Source organism: Parasphingorhabdus flavimaris (assembly GCF_013371215.1).
Lineage (GTDB): Bacteria > Pseudomonadota > Alphaproteobacteria > Sphingomonadales > Sphingomonadaceae > Parasphingorhabdus > Parasphingorhabdus flavimaris.
Genome location: NZ_JABWMH010000001.1, coordinates 926,543 through 950,440, shown reverse-complemented (window position 1 = coordinate 950,440; position 23,898 = coordinate 926,543). Strand labels below are relative to the sequence as shown.

The 23,898-nt window shown below is 58.2% G+C and carries 25 protein-coding genes; 16 read left to right on the top strand and 9 right to left on the bottom strand.

All coding sequences use genetic code 11. The features are described from left to right. Nucleotides 1–48 precede the first annotated feature (48 nt). Entirely contained in the window at nt 49–810 is a 762-nt protein-coding gene (locus HUO14_RS04620) for a prepilin peptidase (protein ID WP_343046053.1), read from the bottom strand. A gap of 149 nt (nt 811–959) precedes the next feature. Between HUO14_RS04620 and HUO14_RS04615 the strand changes: the two genes are divergently transcribed. Beyond that, nucleotides 960–2,150 (top strand): acetyl-CoA C-acyltransferase, encoded by a 1,191-nt coding sequence (locus HUO14_RS04615; RefSeq protein ID WP_176278665.1) that lies wholly within the window; start codon nt 960–962, stop codon nt 2,148–2,150. A gap of 1 nt (nt 2,151) precedes the next feature. On the opposite strand, the gene HUO14_RS04610 is transcribed toward HUO14_RS04615, so the two are convergent. Continuing rightward, complete coding sequence (locus HUO14_RS04610) at nt 2,152–2,628, bottom strand: SH3 domain-containing protein (RefSeq protein ID WP_246255237.1); 477 nt, start codon at nt 2,626–2,628, stop codon at nt 2,152–2,154. A gap of 109 nt (nt 2,629–2,737) precedes the next feature. Here HUO14_RS04610 and HUO14_RS04605 point away from each other — a divergent pair, with 109 nt between their 5' ends. Further along, complete coding sequence (locus HUO14_RS04605) at nt 2,738–3,736, top strand: 2-hydroxyacid dehydrogenase (protein ID WP_176278664.1); 999 nt, start codon at nt 2,738–2,740, stop codon at nt 3,734–3,736. Nucleotides 3,737–3,836: 100 nt separating this feature from the next. Beyond that, nucleotides 3,837–5,153, top strand: a complete 1,317-nt coding sequence (locus tag HUO14_RS04600; RefSeq protein ID WP_176278663.1) for an ammonium transporter — start codon at nt 3,837–3,839, stop codon at nt 5,151–5,153. Between the two features lie 42 nt (nt 5,154–5,195). Here the strand turns inward: HUO14_RS04600 and HUO14_RS04595 are convergent, their stop codons facing one another. The 4 genes from HUO14_RS04595 to HUO14_RS04580 all read right to left on the bottom strand — a co-directional run bounded on the left by HUO14_RS04595 (nt 5,196) and on the right by HUO14_RS04580 (nt 9,176). Beyond that, on the bottom strand, nt 5,196–5,651 hold the full coding sequence (locus HUO14_RS04595) for a GNAT family N-acetyltransferase (RefSeq protein WP_335647452.1): 456 nt from the start codon (nt 5,649–5,651) through the stop codon (nt 5,196–5,198). Between the two features lies 1 nt (nt 5,652). After that, nucleotides 5,653–7,056 carry an NAD(P)H-dependent flavin oxidoreductase gene (locus HUO14_RS04590; RefSeq protein WP_176278662.1) on the bottom strand — a complete coding sequence of 468 codons (1,404 nt, stop codon included), beginning with the start codon at nt 7,054–7,056 and terminating at the stop codon, nt 5,653–5,655. Nucleotides 7,057–7,134: 78 nt separating this feature from the next. Next, complete coding sequence (locus tag HUO14_RS04585; protein WP_176278661.1) at nt 7,135–8,280, bottom strand: glycosyltransferase; 1,146 nt, start codon at nt 8,278–8,280, stop codon at nt 7,135–7,137. 32 nt (nt 8,281–8,312) lie between these two features. Further along, nucleotides 8,313–9,176 carry an alpha/beta fold hydrolase gene (locus tag HUO14_RS04580; RefSeq protein ID WP_176278660.1) on the bottom strand — a complete coding sequence of 288 codons (864 nt, stop codon included), beginning with the start codon at nt 9,174–9,176 and terminating at the stop codon, nt 8,313–8,315. Between the two features lie 59 nt (nt 9,177–9,235). Here HUO14_RS04580 and HUO14_RS04575 point away from each other — a divergent pair, with 59 nt between their 5' ends. The 7 genes from HUO14_RS04575 to HUO14_RS04545 all read left to right on the top strand — a co-directional run bounded on the left by HUO14_RS04575 (nt 9,236) and on the right by HUO14_RS04545 (nt 16,199). Beyond that, nucleotides 9,236–10,636 (top strand): protein adenylyltransferase SelO family protein, encoded by a 1,401-nt coding sequence (locus HUO14_RS04575; RefSeq protein ID WP_176278659.1) that lies wholly within the window; start codon nt 9,236–9,238, stop codon nt 10,634–10,636. A 134-nt stretch (nt 10,637–10,770) separates the two neighbouring features. Continuing rightward, entirely contained in the window at nt 10,771–12,183 is a 1,413-nt protein-coding gene (gene astD / locus HUO14_RS04570; RefSeq protein WP_176278785.1) for a succinylglutamate-semialdehyde dehydrogenase, read from the top strand. Nucleotides 12,184–12,285: 102 nt separating this feature from the next. Continuing rightward, on the top strand, nt 12,286–13,077 hold the full coding sequence (gene cobA / locus HUO14_RS04565; RefSeq protein WP_176278658.1) for a uroporphyrinogen-III C-methyltransferase: 792 nt from the start codon (nt 12,286–12,288) through the stop codon (nt 13,075–13,077). After that, nucleotides 13,074–13,370, top strand: a complete 297-nt coding sequence (locus HUO14_RS04560) for a DUF2849 domain-containing protein (protein ID WP_176278657.1) — start codon at nt 13,074–13,076, stop codon at nt 13,368–13,370. The genes cobA and HUO14_RS04560 overlap by 4 nt, the downstream gene beginning before the upstream one ends. Nucleotide 13,371: 1 nt before the next feature. Next, entirely contained in the window at nt 13,372–15,006 is a 1,635-nt protein-coding gene (locus HUO14_RS04555) for a nitrite/sulfite reductase (RefSeq protein WP_176278656.1), read from the top strand. Further along, nucleotides 14,999–15,424, top strand: a complete 426-nt coding sequence (locus HUO14_RS04550; protein WP_176278655.1) for a DUF934 domain-containing protein — start codon at nt 14,999–15,001, stop codon at nt 15,422–15,424. Before HUO14_RS04555 ends, HUO14_RS04550 begins: the two co-directional genes overlap by 8 nt. Next, nucleotides 15,417–16,199 carry a phosphoadenylyl-sulfate reductase gene (locus HUO14_RS04545; RefSeq protein WP_176278654.1) on the top strand — a complete coding sequence of 261 codons (783 nt, stop codon included), beginning with the start codon at nt 15,417–15,419 and terminating at the stop codon, nt 16,197–16,199. The genes HUO14_RS04550 and HUO14_RS04545 overlap by 8 nt, the downstream gene beginning before the upstream one ends. A gap of 43 nt (nt 16,200–16,242) precedes the next feature. Here HUO14_RS04545 and HUO14_RS04540 read toward each other — a convergent pair whose 3' ends face one another. Beyond that, on the bottom strand, nt 16,243–16,677 hold the full coding sequence (locus HUO14_RS04540; protein WP_176278653.1) for a DUF3592 domain-containing protein: 435 nt from the start codon (nt 16,675–16,677) through the stop codon (nt 16,243–16,245). An 89-nt stretch (nt 16,678–16,766) separates the two neighbouring features. Then, complete coding sequence (locus HUO14_RS04535; protein WP_176278652.1) at nt 16,767–18,266, bottom strand: replicative DNA helicase; 1,500 nt, start codon at nt 18,264–18,266, stop codon at nt 16,767–16,769. Nucleotides 18,267–18,418: 152 nt separating this feature from the next. On the opposite strand from HUO14_RS04535, the gene HUO14_RS04530 reads away from it, so the two are divergent. The 5 genes from HUO14_RS04530 to HUO14_RS04510 all read left to right on the top strand — a co-directional run bounded on the left by HUO14_RS04530 (nt 18,419) and on the right by HUO14_RS04510 (nt 22,312). After that, nucleotides 18,419–18,901: a UPF0262 family protein gene (locus HUO14_RS04530; RefSeq protein ID WP_176278651.1), complete on the top strand. Its 483-nt coding sequence runs from the start codon at nt 18,419–18,421 to the stop codon at nt 18,899–18,901. Between the two features lie 32 nt (nt 18,902–18,933). Continuing rightward, a complete protein-coding gene (locus HUO14_RS04525) occupies nt 18,934–19,626 on the top strand; it encodes a glycoside hydrolase family 25 protein (RefSeq protein ID WP_343046052.1) in 693 nt (230 codons plus the stop codon). A 19-nt stretch (nt 19,627–19,645) separates the two neighbouring features. After that, nucleotides 19,646–20,200, top strand: a complete 555-nt coding sequence (gene dcd, locus HUO14_RS04520) for a dCTP deaminase (RefSeq protein ID WP_176278650.1) — start codon at nt 19,646–19,648, stop codon at nt 20,198–20,200. Nucleotides 20,201–20,254: 54 nt separating this feature from the next. After that, nucleotides 20,255–21,436 carry a saccharopine dehydrogenase family protein gene (locus HUO14_RS04515; protein ID WP_176278649.1) on the top strand — a complete coding sequence of 394 codons (1,182 nt, stop codon included), beginning with the start codon at nt 20,255–20,257 and terminating at the stop codon, nt 21,434–21,436. Between the two features lie 108 nt (nt 21,437–21,544). Beyond that, nucleotides 21,545–22,312 (top strand): metallophosphoesterase family protein, encoded by a 768-nt coding sequence (locus tag HUO14_RS04510; protein WP_176278648.1) that lies wholly within the window; start codon nt 21,545–21,547, stop codon nt 22,310–22,312. A gap of 78 nt (nt 22,313–22,390) precedes the next feature. Here HUO14_RS04510 and ctrA read toward each other — a convergent pair whose 3' ends face one another. Further along, nucleotides 22,391–23,098 (bottom strand): response regulator transcription factor CtrA, encoded by a 708-nt coding sequence (gene ctrA, locus HUO14_RS04505; protein ID WP_176278647.1) that lies wholly within the window; start codon nt 23,096–23,098, stop codon nt 22,391–22,393. Between the two features lie 363 nt (nt 23,099–23,461). On the opposite strand from ctrA, the gene arfB reads away from it, so the two are divergent. Beyond that, nucleotides 23,462–23,860 (top strand): alternative ribosome rescue aminoacyl-tRNA hydrolase ArfB, encoded by a 399-nt coding sequence (arfB, locus tag HUO14_RS04500; protein ID WP_176278646.1) that lies wholly within the window; start codon nt 23,462–23,464, stop codon nt 23,858–23,860. The last annotated feature ends 38 nt before the right edge of the window (nt 23,861–23,898 follow it).

The following is a 23,898-nucleotide window of genomic DNA, read 5'->3' as shown; positions in this document are numbered from 1 at the left end:
TTTGCGCTGGCAACGGCTTTTTCCAATCATATCGCAACCACCGGAAAATCAGTACAGGACCCCGTTCGCTGCCGTTTGATAAAGCCAGAGCGGAAAAGCAGCGATGGCCATCAGACTGCCGAGCGGCAACAGGCTGTCGGCTGCGACATTTTTGCCCCGGATTTTCCACGATAGTGCCACCAGCAAACCGGTCAGACCGGCGCCCAGGATGACCAGCGGCAGGGCCGCCCAGCCCAGCCAGCAGCCGATTGCGGCCAGCATCTTGGGATCACCCCCGCCAAGCCCCTCTCGTCCCCTGATCATTTTATAGGCGCTGGCCACGACAGTCAGCGAGACAAATCCTACTACTCCGCCGATCAGGCGGTCATAAATCGGTGGAGACATCGAAAGAAAGCCAGCTGCCAGCCCCGAAACCGCGAGAATTGCGGTCAACCGGTCGGGCAGCCAGTGATGCTTTACGTCAAGGGCTGCGAGTGCGAGCAACAGCCAACCGAACAGCGCCCCCGCGATTCCTTCCGCGCCCGGCGCCGCGAACAGCGCAAGTCCCCCGATCATGCCGGCTGCCAGTTCTGTCGCGATATGGTCCGGGGCAATGGGCGCACCGCATATGCGGCATTTGCCCGATTGCAGAATGAAGCTGACCACGGGGATCAGCTCCCAGGCGTGCAACCGGTGTCCGCAATCGTCGCAAGAAGAGCGCCCCGCGATGACCGAACGCCCCTCCGGCCACCGGACGATCAGCGTCGCGAGAAAGCTCCCGATGATCAGGCCCATAAGGATACCGGCTGTCGGCAAGAGAAAAGCGGGCAACGGGCGCTCCCATGAAGATTGAACCTTCGATTGCCACGGCAGGCCCTGCCGTTCAATGGCGCAATTGAAAAAACCGGATGGCGCGCCTATGTGCGTCTCAAGATTCGCGCATTGCTGATATTGCGCTCGAAACACAGAAAGGCCAACCCATGTCCAACTCCGATCCGATCGTCATACTTTCCTATGCCCGTACGCCGATGGGCGGCATGCAGGGCGCGCTGGGCGAAGTGAGCGCATCCCATCTCGGTGCTGTCGCGGTCAAGGCTGCGGTCGAGCGTGCCGGGGTTGAAGGCGCGGATGTCGAGCGCATCTATATGGGCAATGTTCTCTCCGCCGGCCAGGGCCAGGCCCCTGCCCGTCAGGCTGCGATTTTCGCCGGCCTGCCACAATCGGTCGAAGCCACGACCGTCAACAAGATGTGCGGTTCGGGCATGCAGGCCGCGATCATGGGCGCAGAGGCGCTCGCGGCTGGCTCGATCGACATCATTGTTGCCGGTGGCATGGAAAGCATGACCAACGCGCCCTATCTGCTGCCCAAGATGCGCAGCGGCGCCCGCCTCGGTCACACCGAAGCCAAGGACCATATGTTTCTCGATGGTCTGGAAGATGCCTATGAGCCAGGCCGGGCAATGGGCAGCTTCGCCGAGGAAACCGTTGGCGAATATCAGCTGACCCGCGAAGCGCAGGACGAATATTCGATTGAATCCCTCGCCCGCGCCAAAGCGGCTGTCGAAGGCGATGGCTTTGACGACGAAGTCGTCGCGGTCGAAGTCAAGACCCGCAAGGGCAGCGTCACGGTCGACAAGGACGAGCAGCCGCTCAAGGGCAATCCCGATAAAATCCCCCAACTCCGCGCTGCTTTTGCCAAAGACGGAACGATTACCGCTGCCAATGCATCCTCCATTTCGGACGGTGCAGCCGCGATGGTCCTTTCCCGTGCCAGCGTTGCCGAAGCCAAGGGTCTGAAGCCGGTCGCGCGGATTGTCGCCCATGCCGCCCATGCCCATGCTCCCTCGAAATTCACCACCGCACCGGTCAGCGCGATCAAGAAGCTCCTCGACAAGGCCGGATGGTCGGTCGCCGATGTCGATCTCTGGGAAGTGAACGAGGCGTTTGCCTGTGTTGCCATGTTCGCGATGCAGGACATCGGCATCGACCGCGACAAGCTGAACGTCAACGGCGGCGCGACCGCTCTCGGACACCCGATCGGCGCCAGCGGCGCGCGCATCATGGTGACGTTGATAGCAGCTCTGAAAAAGCGCGGCCTCAAAAAGGGCGTCGCGGCATTGTGCATCGGCGGCGGCGAGGCGACAGCGGTGGCGATCGAACTGACCGACTGAACTATTTCAGCGGTTCGTCGCCCCAGACGTCGTCGGTGCTGATATAGCCCCGACGGCCGGTTACGTCGAACAGGCACCAGCCTTTTTCGCATTGGGTCAGGCTGCCGACCACATCCGGTTCGGCCATCCAGACAATTTTCGCACCGTCATTGGGCAAGGCGCGCATCGCGACCGGCTTTCCGCTGGTCGCGAGCACCAGACCCGTGCGCGAAGCGCTGAGCAGACGCGCGTGCATCCAGCCCTGCGTGCCTTCATGGTCCTCGACTTTCCGCCACGATTTGTAGCGGGCAAGCACCTTCACCGGCAGCTTTTCGCGCTTGTATATCCACATGGTGGGATATTCGGTGCTCGGCCCGGTGCGCATCCGCGCCTCCGGTTCGTCGACCGAAGCCCAATAGGGTGGCTGCTGCTGCGCCGCCGCTGCGTCTGACAGGGACAGGCCCGCCGCCATAACAAGAATGAAAGCCAGAATACGCATGATGATAGGTTACTCATTCCCCGATTGATGTCAGCATAGCCCGAAACCAAGGTCCGCTTCAAGCGCCGCCTGCTTGACCTGTAGCAAAATTCGGGCATAGCGATGGCCTATGCCAGACTCATCACGCCCCGCGAATCCCCGTGTCATCATCACCCGCGAATTGGCGGATGCCAATCAGGATCGCATGTGCGAACTGTTTGATGCCGTACCCAACCACGCAGACACGCCTTTCTCCCGCGACGACCTGATCGCCGCGATGGCAGATTGCGACGTTTTGGTCCCGACCGTGACCGATCATATCGATGCGGAAATGATCGCCAATGCCCCGGACCGGCTGCGGATGATCGCCAGCTTCGGCGCCGGCGTCGACCATATTGACCTTGCTGCCGCGCGGGCGAAGAAAATCATCGTCACCAATACGCCGGGTGTGTTCACCGAAGATACGGCGGACATGACCATGGCCCTGATATTATCGGTGCCACGCCGTCTTTCCGAGGGCGAGAAGCTGATGCGTTCCGGCCAATGGGAGGGCTGGAAACCATCCGGCATGCTCGGCCATTGCATTGGTGGGAAAAAGCTCGGCATTATCGGCATGGGCCGCATCGGGCAGGCCGTAGCCCGGCGCGCTTCCGGATTTGGCATGTCGATTGTCTACCATAACCGCCGGCAACTCCCGCCGGCTGTCGAGGAAACTCTGCGCGCCAGTTATGTCGCCGATCTCGAGCAGCTGATCCGCGAATGCGACATTATCTCGCTCCACTGCCCGCACACCGCGGAGACCCATGAAATGATCAACGCCGAGCGGATCAGCCAAATGAAGCCTTCGACCTATCTGATCAACACCGCCCGCGGAGACCTGGTCGACGAGGATGCTTTGATCAACGCTCTTGAAAATCAACGGATCGGCGGCGCCGGACTCGATGTCTATCAAAGAGAGCCGGATATCGATCCGCGGTTCCTGCAACTCAAGAATACCGTATTGCTCCCCCACATGGGCAGCGCGACATTCGAGGGCCGCGAGGCCTCGGGCGAAAGGGTCATTACCAATATCCGCGTCTGGGCCGACGGACACCGTCCGCCGGATCAGGTGCTCGACGGCTGGGTATAAGCTTTCCGTTGAGTCGGCTGAGGGTCTCGACTAGGAATTCTGCACAATCCGATTCGCAACAGCGAACGGACATGAAAAGATTAAGGTTACGGGGAATGTCATGAAACATCTGGTCAAGTCATTGGGCACTTTACTCGCGGCCGGATACGCCGCTTCCCCGCTTCTAGCGCAGCAGGTCATCGATCCCGCGACGACCGATGTCGCCAACAGCGGCGACACCGCCTGGATATTGACCTCCAGCGCTCTGGTCCTGTTCATGACCCTGCCCGGCCTCGCCTTGTTCTATGGCGGGCTGGTCCGCTCCAAGAATTTCCTCTCTGTGCTGATCCAGTGCATGGCGGTGGCTGGCATATGCTCGGTTCTCTGGATAATCGTCGGCTACACACTGGCTTTCGGTCAGGTCACCAACGGGTTTCTCGGCAACGGCCTCAACTGGATGTTCGGCAATCTCGGCAATGTCCGGGAAGGCACGGCGATCCCCGAATCCACCTTTGCCCTGTTCCAGATGACCTTCGCGGTGATCACCCCCGCGCTGATGATCGGCGCATGGGTCGAACGCGCGCGCTTTGGCTGGGTTGTGGCTTTTTCCGCCCTCTGGCTGCTCGTTGTCTATGCTCCGGTGACACACTGGATCTGGGGCGGCGGATGGCTGAGCAATCTCGGCGTGCTCGACTTTGCCGGTGGTATCGTGGTGCACACCACAGCGGGCGTTTCCGCACTGGTCGTCGCGATCATGCTCGGCAAGCGCATGGGCTGGCCCAGAACCCTGATGCTGCCGCACAGCCCTGCCCTGACCGTTGCTGGCGCTGCGATGCTCTGGGTAGGCTGGTTCGGCTTTAACGGCGGCTCGGCCCTGACCGCGACCGACGATGCGTCGGCTGCGATCATCAACACCCATATTGCCGCATCCACGGCCGCATTGGTGTGGATCCTGATCGAGAAATTCAAGGTCGGTAAATCAACCGCCGTCGGCGTCGCCACCGGCGCGATTGCCGGACTGGCGACGATCACGCCAGCGGCCGGATTCGTCGGCCCCGGCGCCTCGATCATCATCGGCGCGGTGGCGTCGATTGTCTGCTTCATGGCGGTTGGTCTGGTCAAGAACGGCTTCAAGATCGACGATAGCCTCGACGTGTTCGCGGTCCATGGCGTCGGCGGCATCCTCGGCAGCCTGATGCTGGCGCTGTTCATCTCCGAAGGTTTTGGCGGCACCGGCTATGGCGAGGGCATGGCCTTTGGCAGCCAGTTTGTCGCCCAGCTGATCGGCGTTGGCGCGGTTGCCATCTGGTCGGCGGTCGCCACGGCAATCCTCGGCTTCGGTATCAGCTTCATCCTGCCGATGCGGGTCAGCGAAGACGACGAGCGCGATGGTCTGGATATTTCCAACCACGGCGAACGGGCCTGGGATCTGGATTGAGACTATAAGCCTTCTCCCTCACGGGAGACAGCGCGCAGCTCATCACATATCCAAATGCAGAAACTGGTTGAAGTCCGTCGGCTTATAGTCGCCGAACGGCTCGCCATTGGCAAACCCGCGCTTGCGATACAGGGTCAGCGCCGGTTCAAATTCTGCGCCGGAACCGGTCTCGAGACTCAGACGCCGGTAACCGCGTTCCCTTGCTAGAGCGATGACATGGTCAAGAAGAGCGAGGCCAACGCCCTTGCGCAGATGCCTGGGATCGGTGCGCATCGACTTGATCTCGCCGGTTGATGACGAAAGCTGTTTCAGCGCGCCAATGCCCATCAACTCTTCGCTGTCCCATGCGGTCCAGACAGAGACATCAGGTGCCAGCAAACCCGAAAGATCGAGCGCATAGACGCTCTCCGGCGGCGAGTTTTCCTGCATTCCGGCGAGATGCGCGGCCAGCAGGTCCTGAACCTGCCGGCCGCTCAAATCATCAAGCCGGATTTCCACTTTAGTCGCCGGTTAGAATGCGATCCACCAGTTGCTGCACCGTCGGGACGAAGCCGTTGGAGTAGAATGGATCGGTACCGAAATTATACGCGCCATGGCCGGCAAACATCAGATGTTCCTCGACCGGCGCGCCATGAACGATTTCCTGCAGGCTTTTCTGGATACAGAAACTGCGCGGATCAGCGAGCCGCCCGGTGCTGAAATTGTCATGATCCTTCCACGCCGAGAAACCGCAATGCGACAGACAACCCATGCAGTCGGCCTGATCCTTGCGGATCATTTTCGACTCTTCCGGCGTTGCAAATATCAGCGTGTTGTCCGGTGTCTTCATCGCCATGGTAAAGCCGAGCCCGTCCCATTCGCGCGCCCGCAGCAGATCGTTGCGCGTGACCCAGAAATTCTTGCCCTTGATCCCGACATCCAGCTGATGTGTATGTTCGCCAGCCTTCTCTGTCGAATAGGGAATCTGGCGTTCAGACCGCGATTCCAGACTGCGGAGAAATTCGTTGCGGACCGCGGAACTGTAGAACCCGGTCGGCGAGAATTTGTGCAGCAGGATATCGCCTTCCTTGATCTTGGTCAGCTCGCTCTTCCAGCTTTGCGGAATCGGGCTTTCCTTGGTGAGCAGGGGCCGGGTGCCGAACTGAAAGGCAATCTGGCCAAGCTCGTCGCTGTCGATCCAGTCCTGCCAGTCCCGCAAATGCCAGACGCCGCCGGCCATGATGATCGGTACGCTGTCCGGGATTCCTTCGGCGCGCATCGTGTCGCGCAGGTCCCTGACCCGTGGATAGGGATCTTCCGGCTTTCGCGGATCTTCTGCATTGGACAGGCCGTTATGGCCACCCGCCAGCCAGGGGTCTTCATAGACCACTGCCGCCATCAAATCCGGGACCTTTTTATAGGCCCGCTTCCACAGCGCGCGGAAAGCACGGGCGGAACTGATGATCGGCAGATAGTTCACGCCATATTGCTGGGCAATTTCGGACAATTTATAGGGCATGCCCGCGCCGCAGGTAACACCCGCGACCATGCCTTTGGTCTGCTCCAGCACGCCTTCGAGGACCTGCTGCGCGCCGCCCATTTCCCACAGGACGTTGATGTTGATCGCGCCCCTGCCTTCGGAAATTTCATAGGCCTGCTTGACCTGCGTGACAGCACCGTCGATCGCATATTCGATCAGTTCCTGGTGCCGCTCTTCGCGTTTCCGGCCGTGATAGATTTGCGGGATGACATTGCCATGTTCGTCATAGCTGTCCGCATTGACTGCGGAGACCGTGCCGATGCCGCCGGCAGCCGCCCAGGCTCCCGAACTGGCGTGATTGGTGGCTGCGACGCCTTTTCCACCCTCGATCAAAGGCCATACTTCGTGACCGTTATACTGGATGGGTTTTAAGCCTTTGAACAATGAAATCTCCTATTTTCCCCAAGTCGATATAGACGGCGGCAGACAAAAATGCTCGCAAAAACTCTGTTATGAATTGCGTTATTTAACCGCGCCAAATTCAGCGCGTCCGAGTGCATGACCGTAAAGCAGTCCGTAGCGCCCCAGCATCTTGCTCTCGTTATATTCGGCCTCCGCCTTAAGCTGGTTCTGCATGCCCAGGTCCTCGCGTAATTGCTGATGCTGGATCAGGGTCGTCAGCGACTCCTGGAATTTTGCTTCATCGGCAAGCGGTTTGATAAATCCATGATTGGCCTGCGAGACCATCGATTTTATATCACCGACATCGGTCGCCGCAACCGGCAAACCGGCGGCCATCGCCTCGATCAGCGAAATCGGGAATTGTTCGCTATCCGATGACAGCGCAAACACATCAAACAGGCCGATATAGCGCGCCGGATCAGCCATGAAGCCCGGCATCAGCAAGCGGTCATCCAGCCCGACACGCCTGGCCTCGGCCAGAATCGCTTCCTTTTCCGGCCCTTCACCGACTATCACCAGCCGGACATTGTCGCCCGCAGCGGCACAGGCACGTACCAGACGCGGCAAATTCTTGATCGCGCGCAGCCCGGCCACCGTACCGACGACCACTTCTCCGTCGCGCTTGATGAAACCCGGCAAGGCACCGCGCTGCGGTTTTTTGGCAAAGCGCTTCACATCGATGCCGTTGGGAATACGCTGGATTTTCTGTTCGGGCTGTTTCCAGACATCCCTCGCGATCGCTGCCAGTTGTTCCGACGGCACGACAAGCGCGCGCGCGTCACCCAGAGCAAATTTGCGGAACCAGTTTCGCTTCCAGTTGAGCTTCTGTTGCTCGTCTTCGTTAAATCCGTCTTCATGATGGATCAGCGGAGGCAAGCCGCCGACACGCGAGAATATGGTTCGCGCCATCACGCCGTCCATCGAGCCCCAATTATAGGACAGGATCAGATCAAACTGCCGGAAATAGCTGACAAATTCGCGGTATCGCTTCAGCGATGGTTTCCCCGCCAGCGAAGGCGCATCCTTGGGAAATGCGACCTTTATCCCGGCATCGATCGCATCGCGAGCGGACAGACTCTCGGGTTCTGCCGACAATATCACATGTTCGGCAGCGGCACCGAAATGGTTCATCAATCTGACGGCGCGCGCTTCCTTGCCGCCCAGATTGAACGTGCTGTGGAGATGCAGGATTTTTGCAGGTTTCATGTCATTTTCATGTTCGGCTAGCTGACAAATATTCAGTCTATGCGGTGGAGCAATTGATGGATCGCGTCAAGCGAGGCGGGTTCCTCGAGCGTCGGAGCGTGGCCCACGCGCGGGACCGTGACCAGTTCGCCCTTGTCCAGTTTCTCGAGCATCTGCCCGGCGACCCGCTCGCTGAACAGGTCTGACAGTTCTCCGCGCAATATAAGCGTTGGAACATCCTTCATATTCTCCAGCGCATTCCACAATGCACCGCTACCACCGCCCTTGCTGTCAAACGGCTCGGCAATTTTCATGTCATAGTCCAGCTTGATCCGGCCGGAGCTGTTCATCTGGTACAGTTTCTTGGCGAAGGCGATCCAGTCCTTCAGGGTGAAGTCGGGAAAAATGTCCCCGTTGTTTTCCGCCATGTCGCGTGCGGCATGGGCCCATGTATCAAAGCTGCGTCCCTGCCCTACATGGGAGGCAATCCGGTCGAGACCCCGCTGGTCAAGCTCGGGACCAATATCGTTCAGCAACGCGCCAGCCACCCGCTCCGGATGCATTTTGGACATGACCATGGTCACGACTCCACCCAGTGACGTACCGAAGAAAATCGCCTTCTCTATTTTCAGCTCGTCCATCAACATGATGATATCGGAAGCATATTGCCTGGGGTTATAGGTGCTGCTGTCCTTGGAATATTCGCTCATGCCGCGACCGCGAAGGTCGAGCATGATGATCCGGCGCGACCCGGGAAACTCCGCGCCAAGATGCTGGAAATCACGGGCATTGCGGGTCAGTCCGGGTACGCAGATAACGGGGGTTTTACCGCTGTCCGACGGATAGTCATAGGCGTGCAGTTTCAACCCGTCATCGGCTTCCCAGTAAAGGTCCTGATAAGATTTTTTCTGGTTCATACCAATTTGATCCCGTCTTCCCACTTGCTGCAAAACCGATTAGCCGCCACTGAAGGGAAATGCCATATAAACCGCAATCCGAACCCGGCAAGAGCGTCTATCAGCCGGATGTCCAGATCACCAAATTGGGAGAAAAGATCGGCGATCCGGTCGCCGCCGCCGATTTTCCCGAGCATATTCTGCGGTTCAGAAATGACCGCTGGGACCAGAGCGTCGGACTGGACACGCTCGACGAGCAGGAGTGGCTATCCCATTTCGGCCGGTTCGAACCGCTGCCCGACAATCTCGATCCTCCGCTGGCACTCCGCTATCACGGACATCAGTTCCGCAATTACAATCCCGACATCGGCGATGGCCGTGGATTCCTGTTCGCACAGCTTCGCGATCACGAGCAACGGCTCATGGATCTGGCGACCAAGGGATCCGGCACCACGCCGTGGAGCAGATCCGGCGACGGTCGACTGACGCTGAAAGGTGCGGTCCGCGAGATTCTGGCAACCGAAATGCTAGAAGCTCTGGGCGTCTATACTTCAGAGACCTTTTCAGTTGTCGAGACCGGAGAAAAATTGTCCCGCGGCGACGAGCCCTCTCCCACCCGGTCGGCGGTGATGACGCGGTTGAGTCACAGCCACATACGGTTCGGCACGTTCCAGCGGATCGCTTATGAGAAGAATGAAGCGCTGATGAGGCAACTCGTCGAATATTGTCTCGAACAATATTATGGCGGGGTACAGACCGACGACCCGGCAGCGGAGTTGTTCGGAAAAGTCGCACAGGAAGTCGCGAAGCTGGCGGGTGCCTACATGACTGCGGGATTTGTCCACGGCGTCCTCAACACGGACAATATCAATATCACCGGCGAAAGCTTCGATTACGGCCCCTGGCGCTTCACGCCTTACTGGGAGCCCGGATTTACCGCCGCCTATTTCGACCACGAAGGATTATATTGCTTTGCCCGGCAACCGGAAGCGCTGCATTGGAACCTCGCGCAACTCGCCAGCGCTCTCCGCCTGATCTCGGACAGCGAACCGCTTGTTGCAACGCTTGAAGGCTTTCCCAAGGCCTATGGCAAAGCCTTCACCGAACATTTCTGCTGGCGTCTTGGCGTCCGGTCAGAGGGTTTTGAAGCGGATCGCGATCTGGTTGTCGCCGCGGAAAAGGGACTGGCGGAAAAGACAATAGAGATTGATCAATTCTTCTTCGATTGGGGCGGAGCCGCGAATCTTGCCAAACCGGACAAGAATGCATCCGAATTTTCGGACTTTCAGTCGTTGATGGCCGATCGCGAGCGCTCCCGAGAGCCTGTCAGCGAATATTGGCGCAAAGCCTCCCCCTGTTCGATGCATATCGAGGAAGTCGAAGCGATCTGGACCGACATTGCACAACAGGATGACTGGTCTGCATTGTCAGGAAAAATCAATGATATTCGTGAAATGGGCCAAGCCTTGCGCAAAGGATGACAAGGATATTTTGTAAAAAGAGCATGGCAAAAACATTAACCATGGGGCTTCTGGATTTTTTGGCGCTATGATCTATCTTGGAGAATGATCATATACCCGTCTTTTGAACAAGATAAGCTTAGAAAACCGAGGCAATTTTGACCGACCTGATATCGACCGAACCAGCAACCGGAGCTACTTTGTGGACCGGCACCAGTGGAGACGCGGATGCAGCGGTTGCCCGGGCGCGCGAAGCATGGCCCGGCTGGGCCTCCATGGCGGTCGTCAAGCGCATCGAGGTCGTCCGGCGCTATGCAAATCGCATCCGTTCCCATGGCGACGAGCTAGCCGAACTCATTTCACGCGAAACCGGCAAACCGATCTGGGAATCCCGGACCGAAGTCGATTCAGTGGTCAAGAAAATCGATATTTCGGTAAAAGCTTTTGCCGAGCGGACCCCGCAACGGCAATTACCAAGCCAGCCCAATATGCGAGCGGCCTTGCGACATAAGCCGCACGGCGTACTTGCCGTGCTTGGCCCCTATAATTTCCCGGCCCATTTGCCCAATGGACATATTGTTCCCGCCCTGATTGCGGGCAACACAATCATATTCAAACCGTCCGAGAAGACACCCGCGGTAGGCCAGTATCTCGTTGATGCATTCACCAAGATCGGCATGCCGCCCGGCGTGGTCAATATTTTGCACGGCGGTCCGGAAACCGGCAAGCAGCTGACCGCCAACGACGATCTGGATGGTGTTTTGTTCACCGGATCGGCCCGCACCGGAATCGCGCTCAACCGCCAGTTCGCCTCCCGGCCCGACAAGATTCTGGCGCTGGAAATGGGTGGTAACAACCCGATCATTGCCTGGGATACCCAGGACACGCACAGCGCCGCCATCCTGATCGTACAATCCGCTTTCCTGACCGCGGGACAGCGTTGCTCGGCCGCGAGCCGTCTGATCGTCAAAGACACGATCTATGACGGGATCGTTCGCGAAGTGAAGCGAATCGCCGATCGCCTGATCATTGACGAACCCTTTGCCAGCCCTGCCCCCTTCATGGGCCCGGTTATCGACAATGAAACCGCGGACGGCCTGACCGAGAGTTTTCTCGCCCTGATGAGCCATGGTGGCAAGCCGATCAAACATATGGCGCGACCGATTGAAGGCCGCCCCTTCCTGACCCCAGGCATCATCGACGTGACCGATCTTCCCGAACGGCCGGATATCGAATTGTTCGGACCGATTTTACAGGTCATCCGGGTCAACGACTTCGAAGAAGCCATCGCCGAGGCAAACAATACCCGCTACGGGCTGTCCTCCGCGCTAATCGGCGGAACCGCACAGCAATATGACCAATATTGGTCCAACAGCCGCGCCGGTATCGTGAACTGGAACAAGATGACAGTCGGCGCTTCTTCCGAAGCGCCCTTTGGCGGTATTGGATTGTCGGGCAACCACCGGCCCAGCGCTTATTATGCCGCCGATTATTGCGCCTATCCGGTCGTTTCCCTGGAAGCAGAGCAACTCAAGGCCTCGATCGGCATCGGCCTCAAAGACGAGTGAAATGTCGACCACAAGCAACGGGCACACGCAAAATAGCTTAGCTTAGGCGTCCCCAAAAACTTCTGTTTTGAACAATCCGGTCGATGCAGGCATATCGCTTGCATGGAAAATATCCCACAAAAGACCGCACAGGCGGGCAAAGTCTATCTGGTCGGCGCCGGTCCCGGTGACCCCGATCTGCTGACCCTGAAAGCCGCAAGACTGCTGGAGACCGCCGACGTGATCGTCCATGACGGTCTGGTCAGCCGCGAGATACTCGCTCTTTCCTCACCCGCAGCGCGCCGCATTTCGGTGGCCAAGAAACGGTCCATGCACAGCGTGTCCCAGGACCAGATCAACAACATCCTCGTAAGCGAAGCGGGCAAGGGCCACCTGGTCGTTCGCCTCAAGGGCGGTGACCCCTTCATTTTCGGACGCGGCGGCGAAGAGGCGGACGATTGCATCGCCGCGGGCGTTGCTGTGGAAGTCGTTCCCGGCATCAGCGCCGCGCTCGGCTGCGCCGCACAGGCGCGGATGCCGCTAACCCACCGTGACGCCTCCAGCGCCGTTTCCTTCGTCGCTGGCCAGTGCAAGGGCCTTTCCGACCAGAACTGGTCCGGTCTGGCAGGCAAGGGCCGGACCCTGGTCATCTATATGGGCGTGGCCAATGCCGAAGCGATCGTCGAAAAGCTGATCGCCGACGGCGCCGCACCCGATCTTCCGGTAGCTGTGCTCGAAAATGGTACGCGCGACAATTTCCGTGCGCTCCGGACATTGCTGACCGACCTTGGCGATCTTGTCCGCCGCGAAGATATTCGTAGCCCCGCATTGCTCGTCGTCGGAGAAGTCGCGCGATATGGCGACGCCGAAGACAAGTTTCGGGAATTTGCTCAAATGGCGGGAGTTGTCGCATGAAAATATTGACCGGAAATGACCTCAAGACCGGCGACGTCATCTGGTGGACCGGCCTCGACTGGTCGCGGCTTGTCAAGGATGCCGCGGATGTCGGCGATCAGGGCGAAGCGATCCTCCACCGGGAAGAAGCCGCCCGCCGCGTCAACTCGCCCTATATTATCGACGCCGAGCAGACCGAAGACGGTCCGAGGCCCGGTCACATCAAGGACCGCGTGCGGGCACTCGGCCCCACGGTTCGTCCCGACCTGACATTGAAACCGGCGGATCCCGACGCCGCCGAATGGGTGATCTAATATGTATCAATATGACCAATATGACCAGAAAATGGTCGACGCACGCGTTGAAGAGTTTCGCGATCAGGTTGACCGGCGCATCGCCGGTGATCTGACCGAAGACCAGTTCAAGCCGCTGCGCCTGATGAACGGCCTCTATCTGCAACTCCATGCCTATATGCTGCGCGTTGCGGTTCCCTATGGCACGTTGAGCAGCAAGCAGATGCGGATGCTCGGCCATATCGCGCGCAAATATGACCGCGACTACGGCCACTTCACCACCCGCCAGAATATTCAGTATAACTGGATCAAGCTGGAAGACGCGCCGGACATTCTCGCCGATCTCGCATCGGTTGAAATGCACGCGATCCAGACCAGCGGCAATTGCATCCGCAATATCTCGTCCGACCAGTTCGCCGGCGCGACCGCCGATGAAATTGCCGATCCGCGCCCGTGGGCAGAAATCCTGCGGCAATGGTCGAGCTTCCACCCCGAATTTTCCTATCTGCCGCGCAAGTTCAAATTTGCCGTTATCGCCAGCGACACCGACCGCGCGGCCATGCGCCTGCACGATATCGGTATCCAGCTGGTGCATAATGATGCCGGCGAACTGGGCGCGAAATTCTTTGTCGGCGGCGGCATGGGCCGGACCCCGATGATCGCCCCTGAAATCCGCGACTTTGTCCCGGCGGACGAATTGATCAGCTATGCCGAAGCCTGCCTGCGCGTGTACAACCGCTACGGCCGGCGCGACAATAAATATAAGGCGCGGATCAAGATCCTCGTCCACGAACTCGGCAAGGAGGAATATACCCGCCAGGTCGAAGAAGAATTCGCCCATATGAAGCAGCTGGGCCTCAATCCACCGGTCGAGGAACTGGCGCGGATCAGTGAATTTTTCCAGGACCCGCCATTTGACACGCAGGCCAGCGATGATCTCGACCTGTCCGATCCGGACTTTGCCTTGTGGGTCGACCAGAATATCTCCGCGCACAAGCAGCCCGGCTATGCGATTGCCACGATCAGCCTGAAACCGCGCGGGGGCATTCCGGGCGACGCATCGTCCGCCCAGATCGATCTGATGGCGGAGCTGGCCGAACAATATAGTTTCGACGAACTGCGCGTCACCCACAGCCAGAATATCGTGCTGCCCCATGTCAGGAAGAGCAATCTCTACGCGATGTGGCAGAAACTGGACGAAGCCGGCCTGGCTCCCGCCAATCTCGACCTGATCACCGACAGCATCGCCTGCCCCGGTCTCGATTATTGCAGCCTGGCCAACGCCCGCTCCATCCCCCTCGCCCAGAAGATCAGCGAACGTTTCGCGGACCTTGGTCGTCAGCGGGAACTGGGCGAACTGAAGCTCAAGATTTCCGGCTGCATCAACGCCTGCGGTCACCATCATGCCGGGCATATCGGCATATTGGGTGTCGACCGGAAAGGCACCGAAAACTACCAGCTTCTGCTCGGCGGTTCGGGTGCGGAAGACGCCAGTCTGGCCAAGATTACCGGCCCCGGTTTTACCGAAGACGGCGTAATCGACGCTATCGAAACAGTGACCGATCTCTATCTCGAACAGCGCGAGGAGGGTGAGCGGTTCATCGACACCTATCGCCGTGTCGGCATGGCGCGGTTCAAGGAGGCTATCTATGGTTGAAGCAATCCGTTTACGCGATGACGAAGTCCATGAAGAACCGGCGGTTTCGCTCGACTCCTTTCTGGACCAGTCCAATGCCACTGCCGTCCGCATAGAGGCGGGCGAGGATGCGCGCCTGCTGCTGCCCTATCTCGACCGCGTGTCGCTGATCGAAATCGATTTCCCCGCGTTCGGCGATGGCCGCGGCTATTCGGCGGCGCAAATATTGCGCGAATCCGGCTATGCCGGTGAATTGCGCGCCAGCGGCGATGTTCTGCTCGACCAGATCTCGCACATGCGGCGGTGCGGCTTTGACGCCTTCGCGCCCAATTCACCGATCAACCCGCAAAGGATGGAAGAAGCCTTCAAGCGCTTTGAGCATGTCTATCAGGCAACCTCCGACCAGCGCGTACCAATATGGAGACATCGCCATGGGTGAACCAGCACGCAAAATCGACACGATCGATGTTCGCCCGGATTTCACCCAGGCCGATGCGGATGCGCTGAACCAGCGTTTCGAAGGCATAGGTACGTCCGAAATGCTCAAGACATTGTTCGACGAACGCCAGCTGGGTGAAGTCGCTGTCGTATCATCCTTCGGCACCGAGAGCGCGGTCCTGCTCCACCTGGTCGCGGCGGTCGACCCGACCATTCCGGTTACCTTTGTCGATACGCTCAAGATGTTTCCGGAGACGCTGGAATATCGTGACACACTGGTCCGGACCCTGGGCATCAAGAACAGCAATGTTGTCGAGCCCTCGGCCGCCGTGCTGGCCGAGAAGGACGAAAACGGACTGCGCTGGTCCTATGATCCCGACGGCTGCTGTGAAATCCGCAAGGTCGAGCCGCTGGCCCGTGCAAAGGCCGGTCTCAACAGCTGGATTTCCGGACGCAAGGCATTCCAGTCGGTGACTCGCAACAATATCCCGCGCTTCGAGATCGACGATGGCCGCCTGAAGATCAATCCGCTCGGCGACTGGATCAAGGATGATCTCGAAGCCTATTTCGAAGAGCATGACCTGCCGCGCCACCCGCTCGAGGCCGAAGGCTATCTCTCGGTCGGCTGCGCGCCCTGCACCTCGAAGGTAAAGCCCGGCGAAGACCCCCGCGCGGGTCGCTGGAGAGGCTGGGACAAGTCCGAATGCGGTATTCACGAAGATGTGACGCCATTGCCCGATGCGGATGATAGCGGAGCCAACGATCCGATTTTCTGATCGCAGCTTGGCGGGCGACCCGCCCGCATCACCAGTTCATTCGTCAGATTTCCGGAACATCGCGCTTGGTCAGAAACAATGCGCACAGGAAAAAGACCAAGCTGATAATCGTGATCGAGCCAGCGAGAAGCCAATCCCACCAGGCGCCAAATTCAAGCCGAACCTGCGCTCGATTGCCGTTGACAGAATAGCGAACGGGTACGCGGTCGCCAATTGCGGCTATCGGCGGCTGAAGGCCTTGCGTCGTTTCCATTTCATATTCCATCCCCTGACCGGTCGTGAAGCGAACCGTCGGGTAATATGTGACATAATCTCTCGAAGGACCGTCCGAGCCTGATGTGCTCTTTTGCTCTCCCCGCAGCGATATTATCTCTGCGGTCCCGGCTGCGCTGTTGTTACGAAATTGCCAGGTGTCGACACCGATAGCGATACCGACGAACAGGAAGAGCGAAATAGGTGGCAATATGATGATACGCATCCAGATTTCCTTGATGCTATCCCCCTTTCCCCTGCCAGGCGTTCGGCAATCCGGTCACCGGCACGATATGCTAATGAAACAAAGCCGCTCTAATATTCCTCCGGCATGTCTTCTGGAGCCAGATCGCCAAATTTTGTGAATTCGGCGATAAAGCTGAGGTTGATATTGCCGGTCGAACCCTGCCGGTTCTTCGCGACGATCACGGTCGCCTTGTTGACCTTGCTCTGGTGATCGGCTTCCCATGCAGAATATTTGGCAATCTGTTCCGGCGTCGAATTGCCGTCGGGCTGGTCCGGCCTGATCGCGAGATGATAATATTCGTCGCGGAAAATGAACATGACGATATCGGCATCCTGCTCGATCGAACCGGATTCGCGCAGATCGGAAAGCTGTGGCCGCTTGTCCTCGCGACTTTCCACCTGCCGACTCAATTGCGACAGTGCTATCACCGGCACTTGCAGCTCTTTCGCCAGCGTCTTCAGGCCACGGCTGATTTCAGAGATTTCGTTGACCCGGTTGTCATTGGCCCGGCCAGAGCCCTGCAGCAGCTGGAGATAATCGACAACGATCAGCCCGATGCCCTGGCGCCGCTGCAACCGCCGGGCGCGGGTCCGCAATGCCGCAATGGTCAGCGCCGGCGTATCATCGATGAACAGCGGCAGATCCTGCAATTCCCGTGAAGCCAGCGCCAGACGGTGCATGTCGTCGCGACTGATCGCGCCCATCCGCAGTTTTTCCGAACTGATTTCCGCCTGTTCGGACAGGATTCTGGTGGCCAGCTGATCCGCCGACATTTCCAGGCTGAAAAATACCGTTTTTGCGCCCAGCGAATCTGCCGGTGCGATCCCGTCTTCCATGTCACGGAGATAGCGGTGCGCCGCATTGAACGCGATATTGGTCGCGAGCGAGGTCTTGCCCATGCCCGGACGCCCCGCCAGGATCAGCAGATCGCTTCGGTGCAGGCCGCCCATTTTCGCGTTCACGTCGCTCAGACCAGTAGTGATACCCGAAACCTTGCCGCCACTGTTGAAAGCCCGCTCGACATTGGTCAGGGCCTCGGTCGATGCCTGCAGGAACGAGCTGACGCCCCCCTCTTGCGCTTCGCCTTCGGAAACGCGGTAGAGGGCGGTTTCCGCTTCCTCGATCTGCTCTTTCGGGTCGACCGTCTCGCTGGTGTCGAGCGCGCTTTCGACCAGGGTCCGCCCGACGCTGACCAGTTCGCGCAGCAAGGCGAGATCGTAAATCTGGTTGGCAAAATCGCGAGCACCGATCAGTCCGGCGCCGTCCCCGGTCAGTTTCGCGAGATAGGATGGACCGCCCAGCGCCCGCATCGCTTCGTCCGACTCGAAATAAGGCTTCAGGGTAACCGGAGTAGCGACCATATTCTTGTCGAGCAGCTTGAGTGCCTGCTCGTAAATCCGGCCATGCAGCGGTTCGTAAAAATGCTCCGGTCGCAGCCGGATCTGCACATCTTCTGCGACTCGGTTGTCGATCAGCAGCGCGCCGAGAAAAGTCGCCTCTGCCTCGACATTGCGCGGCAGGCGCTGCTCTTCATGCTCATCATTTTGGAAACGCATTAATTCGGCCATGGCGCTTCATTGACCCTGAATCGATTCAGGGCAAGGGGGCCGGCGAAAAATTTCGTAAAGTTCGGGGGACAGTCCTGTGGAAAAAACCTCCGCCTTCATGCTGCACTGCAAAAACCCTTGTCCTGAGACCGGCGCTGCGGCAACAGGGCGCAATGTCCGATCCGCGCATCATATCCGTTGAACTCGACGAGGCCACAATCCTGTGGCGCAATGCCGATATCGAACAGGAGCGACGGATCGCGATCTTCGACCTGATCGAGGAGAATTATTTCAAGCCGCTCAAACCGCATGACGACGGCTATGCTGGCCCCTATCAGCTCCAGCTCAGCGTCGAGGAAGGCCGGCTGGTGATTTCCATCGGACGCGAAAATGGCGAACCGCTGGAAACACTGATCCTTGCGCTGGGCCGGTTTCGCCGTCCGATCCGCGATTATTTTGCCATTTGCGACAGCTATTATCAGGCGATCCGCAAAGCCAGCGCTGCCGAAATCGAAACCATCGACATGGCGCGGCGCGGCGTTCATGATCAGGGCGCGGAACTTCTGGTCGAGCGACTGGAGGGCAAGATCGAGGTTGACTTCAAGACCGCGCGGCGGCTCTTCACATTGATCTGCGTTTTGCATATCAAGAATTGAGTAATTCCTCCGCTGCGTATCAGGGAAACAGGGTGGCCGACCGAGACATTAGAAAAACACTGATCAGCCTTGCCACGATTGCCGTGGTACTGCTCGTAATCGCCTTCATTCTGCGCAATATTGCGGTCAGCTGGGCACCGGCTCGCGACCAATATCCGGTGCAGGGCATATCCGTCGACCAGAGCCATGGCGAGATCATCTGGCATGTCGCCGGCGCAACCGGCGTCGATTTCGCCTATATCCAGGCGACCAGCGGCGCCGAAAAGCGTGATGCGAGATTTGCCGCCAATATCGAAGGCGCACGGGAATCGGGAATCCGCTATGGCGCACTCCACAATTATTCGCTTTGCCGTCTGGCAACGGATCAGGCGACGATGTTTGTCACCACCGTCCCGCGCGGTGACAATATGTTGCCGCCCGCGGTCCGCCTCGCCTTTGACAATGGGTGCGGCGACCGCCCCGGCCGCGCGCTTGTGCTCAGCGAGCTGAACATGTTTCTCAACCAGATCGAGGCCCATAGCGAAAAACCCGCCATTCTCGCGGTATCGCGCGAGTTCGAGGAAATGTACAATATCAGCAGCGGCATGGACCGGACCTTCTGGCTCGAAGCCAATTTTTTCCCGCCCGACTATGCCACCAAGCCCTGGGTGATGTGGCGCGCTTCCGACATGCGCCGGATCAGCGGGGTTGACGGCCCGATTAACTGGAACGTAGTGCGACCATGATCATCAACAGGAATTTGATATGAGCATATTATCCGACCGCTGGATCCGCAACGAAGCGAAACATTCCGGCATGATCGAACCTTTTGTCGAAGCCCAGAAGCGCGAGGGATGCATCAGCTACGGCCTGTCATCCTACGGATATGACGCGCGGGTGTCGGACGAGTTCAAGATTTTCACCAACGTGAACAACGCCGTCGTCGATCCGAAGAATTTTGCCGAGAACAGCTTCGTCGACCGCAAGACCGACTGCTGCATCATTCCCCCCAACAGCTTCGCGCTCGCCCGGACCGTCGAATATTTCCGGATTCCGCGCGACGTGCTGGTCATCTGCCTCGGCAAGTCGACCTATGCCCGTTGCGGGATCATCGTCAACGTCACGCCGCTGGAACCCGAATGGGAAGGCCATGTGACCCTGGAATTTTCCAACACCAGCCCCCTGCCCGCCAAAATCTATGCCAACGAAGGCGCCTGCCAGTTCCTGTTCCTCAAGGGCAACGAGCCTTGCGAGACCAGCTATGCCGACCGTTCTGGCAAATATATGCGGCAAAAAGGTGTGACTCTGGCCAAGCTCTAGGCCATAGATACAGAAATTAACCCACCGATTAAACAATCTGCAGGAGCGCTCGCCATGTCCGATACACGCGAATTTGATGTCATCATCTATGGTTCAACCGGCTATACCGGTCGCCTGGTCGCCGAATATATGGCGCAGCAATATGGTGTCGGCAAGGACGCCCCGAAATGGGCAATGGCAGGACGAAGCCTCGACAAGCTGGAAGAGGTCCGTGACCTCATCGGTGCGCCCAAGGACACACCGCTGGTCGTCGCCGATTCCGATGATGCCGCATCGATCGACATGATGGCGAGCCGCACCAAGGTCGTGCTGACCACAGTCGGTCCCTATCAACTATACGGCGACGAACTGGTCGCCGCCTGTGTCAAGAACGGCACCCATTATGTCGACCTGTGCGGCGAGCCCGGATGGATGCGCGAAATGATCGACAAGCATCAGGATGCGGCTGAAAAGTCCGGCGCACAGATCTGTTTTTCTTGCGGTTTTGACTCCATCCCCTTCGACCTCGGCGTGCTGATGCTTCAGAAAGACATGCAAAAGCGCTTCGGCAAGCCGGCGACCCGCGTTCGCGGCCGGGTTCGCGCGATGGAAGGCACGTTCTCGGGCGGCACCGCTGCCAGCCTCAAGGAAACGATGAAGGCGATCGCCAAAAATCCCGGTCTCGTCAAAGTCCTCGCGAGCAGTTTCGGTCTGACTCCCGGTTTTGAAGGACCGGACCAGCCCAATATGCTGATCCCGAAATATGACAAGACGATCGACAGCTGGGTCGCGCCATTCATCATGGCACCGATCAACACCAAGAATGTCCACCGGACCAATGTGCTGCTCGACTTTACCTATGGTGAAGATTTCAAATATGACGAAATGGTTGTCACCAGCCCGGGTGATCTCGGCAAGCAGGCCGCTGAAATGGTCGCCAAGGCCAATCCTTTCGGTGACAGCGATGCGCCCAAGCCGGGCGAAGGACCGACCAAGGAACAGCGGGAAAATGGATATTATGATCTCCTGTTCCTCGGAGAGACCGCCGACGGCGACACCGCAAGCCTCTGCGTCAAGGGCGACAAGGACCCCGGTTACGGCTCGACCAGCAAGATGATCGCCGAATCCGCGCTTTGCCTCGCCCAGGACAAGATCACCGGTGGCGGTGGCGTCTGGACCCCCGGCGCATTGATGGGCAAGAAGCTGGTCAAACGGCTGGAGGACAAAGCCGGCCTGAGCTTCACCGTCGAAAGCTGACGATTTTCAGCAACGGTTCAGGTCATTGCGGGCTATAAAACCGCCTGGAACAGAAATATATCGAACCACCCTTGAAACTTCGTTTCTCAGGACAGATTTCTTAGCATCATGTTGAAACGTTTCTTACGCAAGAACAAGCCATCTCGGCCGCTCGACAGCGCGACCATCCCCGACGGGCGAAGGGTATACGCGATTGGCGATGTCCATGGCCGCAATGACCTTTTACAGCGGTTGCTGGACAAGATCGTCAAGGATGATGGCGAACGTGGTGCAGTCGAGAGTGAAATAATCTTTCTCGGCGATCTGGTGGACCGGGGACCGGACAGCGCCGGGGTTATCGACACCGCGATGCAAGCCAGGGAGACACTCGGAAACGTCCGTTTCCTGATGGGCAATCACGAAGAAGTCTATCTCGCGGCAGCCTCCGGTGACGAAAAATCCGTGCGGTTTTTCAACCGGATTGGCGGGCGCGAGACGATATTGAGTTACGACATTACAATGAAGGAATATATGGAACTGGATATGACGCAACTGGCCCTGCGCATTCCGGAACTGTTTCCCAGGGAACATGTCGATTTTATCTCGGGTTTCGAGGACCAGATCATTGTCGGCGACTATGCATTTGTCCACGCCGGAATCCGCCCCGGCGTTCCGCTGTCGGAACAGCGCCAGAAAGACCTGCGCTGGATCCGCGAGGATTTTCTTTCCGCTTCGGAAGCCCATGAAAAAGTCATCGTCTATGGCCACACGATCAATGACGATGTCGTGGAAACGGGCACCCGCATCGGCATCGACACCGGCGCCTATTATTCGGAAAAGCTGACCGCGCTGGCGCTGCAAGGCTCCGAACGCTGGTATCTCGACACCAGCACATAAAAAAATCGGCGGAACCAGCATGGCTCCACCGATTTGAGGCCCAACAGTCAGGCCAGTTCTGGGTAGTAATTCTGTCTTCTAGGCAACTTGTGCGGTTGGCGCGGTTTCTTCTTCCATATCACGCAGAACATAGCCGCGGCCCCAGACCGTCTCGATATAATTGTCTCCGCCGCAGGCCAGAGCCAGCTTTTTGCGGAGCTTGCAAATAAACACGTCGATGATCTTGAGTTCCGGTTCGTCCATCCCGCCATAGAGATGGTTGAGGAACATCTCCTTGGTCAGGGTGGTTCCCTTGCGCAGCGACAGCAGTTCGAGCATCGCATATTCCTTGCCGGTCAGATGGACACGATTGCCATCGACTTCGACGGTTTTGGCATCCAGGTTAACCGCCAGCTTGCCGGTCCGGATAACGCTCTGCGAATGGCCTTTCGAACGGCGAACAACCGCATGAATGCGGGCAACCAGTTCGTCGCGATGGAATGGCTTGGTAACATAGTCATCGGCACCAAAACCAAAGGAACGGACCTTGCTGTCCATTTCGCTGATTCCGGAAAGGATGAGCACCGGTGTCTGTACTTTCGCAACACGCAGCTTTTTGAGGACATCATATCCATGCATGTCTGGCAGGTTGAGATCGAGCAATATGATGTCATAATCATAGAGCTTGCCGAGATCGAGCCCCTCTTCGCCCAGGTCTGTGGTGTAAACGTTGAAACCTTCGGTTGTCAGCATCAGCTCAATCGCTTTTGCGGTCGTTGGTTCGTCTTCAATCAGCAGCACGCGCATGAGGCAGCCCCTTTTCTTAATTACTCGCTCCAGATCGACCACTGTGCCGACCCGATGGATCATTTATTAACCATAAGATCAATGAACGTAAAAGGTTAATTTTCCCCTAACGCAGGATTCAGCATGAGTCGCGGGCATGTCAATGACTCTGAAACCCGCAGGAATGAGTCGTTTCAGGACTCTCGGCCCCGCCGGAAAAAAAATTAACTTTTTGCCAATCTTGGATCAAAATTCGTCATTTTCGAGCGAACCAGATCGAATTGTGCGCCATATCGGCATCAAAGCGACCGACAATATACAGCAAAGCTCATCCCCGGTTAACAAGTCCTGTCGCGATGGCGCTCATCGCGCTAGGAACGGCAAATGGTTGAATTACCCGAAAGCGCGATCACCGAGACTTTTCTTGCCGCCAGCGGTCCCGGCGGGCAAAATGTCAACAAGGTGGCGACCGCAGTCCAGATGCGCGTCAATATCTACGCTCTGGGACTGGAGCCTTATGCCTTCCGCAAGTTGAAGACGCTCGCGGGCCGAAAGATGACAAGCGGAGGCGAACTGATCATGACCGTCCGCGCCTACCGGACCCGCGAAGCCAACCGGGCCGAAGCACGGCGGCGGGTTAGCGAAATGATCGAACTGGCCTACGAACGCGACGCCCGCCGGATCAAAACCCGGCCGAGCAAAGCCGCCAAGGCCCGTCGGGTCGACACCAAGAAAAAGAAATCCAACGTCAAAAAGATGCGTGGAAAACCGGGGCTCGACTGAGTCATATATATCATAGCCTGAAATTCGAGCCGGCCAAA

Bases quoted from the DNA above. Each gene is read 5' to 3' on its own strand.
- HUO14_RS04510 (WP_176278648.1), top strand. From the start codon at position 21,545: ATGTTGAAACGTTTCTTACGCAAGAACAAGCCATCTCGGCCGCTCGAC.
- HUO14_RS04530 (WP_176278651.1), top strand. From the start codon at position 18,419: ATGTCCGATCCGCGCATCATATCCGTTGAACTCGACGAGGCCACAATC.
- HUO14_RS04515 (WP_176278649.1), top strand. From the start codon at position 20,255: ATGTCCGATACACGCGAATTTGATGTCATCATCTATGGTTCAACCGGC.
- arfB (WP_176278646.1), top strand. From the start codon at position 23,462: ATGGTTGAATTACCCGAAAGCGCGATCACCGAGACTTTTCTTGCCGCC.
- HUO14_RS04615 (WP_176278665.1), top strand. From the start codon at position 960: ATGTCCAACTCCGATCCGATCGTCATACTTTCCTATGCCCGTACGCCG.
- HUO14_RS04545 (WP_176278654.1), top strand. From the start codon at position 15,417: ATGGGTGAACCAGCACGCAAAATCGACACGATCGATGTTCGCCCGGAT.
- HUO14_RS04575 (WP_176278659.1), top strand. From the start codon at position 9,236: ATGCCATATAAACCGCAATCCGAACCCGGCAAGAGCGTCTATCAGCCG.
- HUO14_RS04540 (WP_176278653.1), bottom strand. From the start codon at position 16,677: ATGCGTATCATCATATTGCCACCTATTTCGCTCTTCCTGTTCGTCGGT.
- HUO14_RS04600 (WP_176278663.1), top strand. From the start codon at position 3,837: ATGAAACATCTGGTCAAGTCATTGGGCACTTTACTCGCGGCCGGATAC.
- HUO14_RS04580 (WP_176278660.1), bottom strand. From the start codon at position 9,176: ATGAACCAGAAAAAATCTTATCAGGACCTTTACTGGGAAGCCGATGAC.
- ctrA (WP_176278647.1), bottom strand. From the start codon at position 23,098: ATGCGCGTGCTGCTGATTGAAGACGAACCAACGACCGCAAAAGCGATT.
- HUO14_RS04535 (WP_176278652.1), bottom strand. From the start codon at position 18,266: ATGGCCGAATTAATGCGTTTCCAAAATGATGAGCATGAAGAGCAGCGC.
- cobA (WP_176278658.1), top strand. From the start codon at position 12,286: ATGGAAAATATCCCACAAAAGACCGCACAGGCGGGCAAAGTCTATCTG.
- dcd (WP_176278650.1), top strand. From the start codon at position 19,646: ATGAGCATATTATCCGACCGCTGGATCCGCAACGAAGCGAAACATTCC.
- HUO14_RS04555 (WP_176278656.1), top strand. From the start codon at position 13,372: ATGTATCAATATGACCAATATGACCAGAAAATGGTCGACGCACGCGTT.
- HUO14_RS04610 (WP_246255237.1), bottom strand. From the start codon at position 2,628: ATGCGTATTCTGGCTTTCATTCTTGTTATGGCGGCGGGCCTGTCCCTG.
- HUO14_RS04560 (WP_176278657.1), top strand. From the start codon at position 13,074: ATGAAAATATTGACCGGAAATGACCTCAAGACCGGCGACGTCATCTGG.
- HUO14_RS04605 (WP_176278664.1), top strand. From the start codon at position 2,738: ATGCCAGACTCATCACGCCCCGCGAATCCCCGTGTCATCATCACCCGC.
- HUO14_RS04550 (WP_176278655.1), top strand. From the start codon at position 14,999: ATGGTTGAAGCAATCCGTTTACGCGATGACGAAGTCCATGAAGAACCG.
- HUO14_RS04585 (WP_176278661.1), bottom strand. From the start codon at position 8,280: ATGAAACCTGCAAAAATCCTGCATCTCCACAGCACGTTCAATCTGGGC.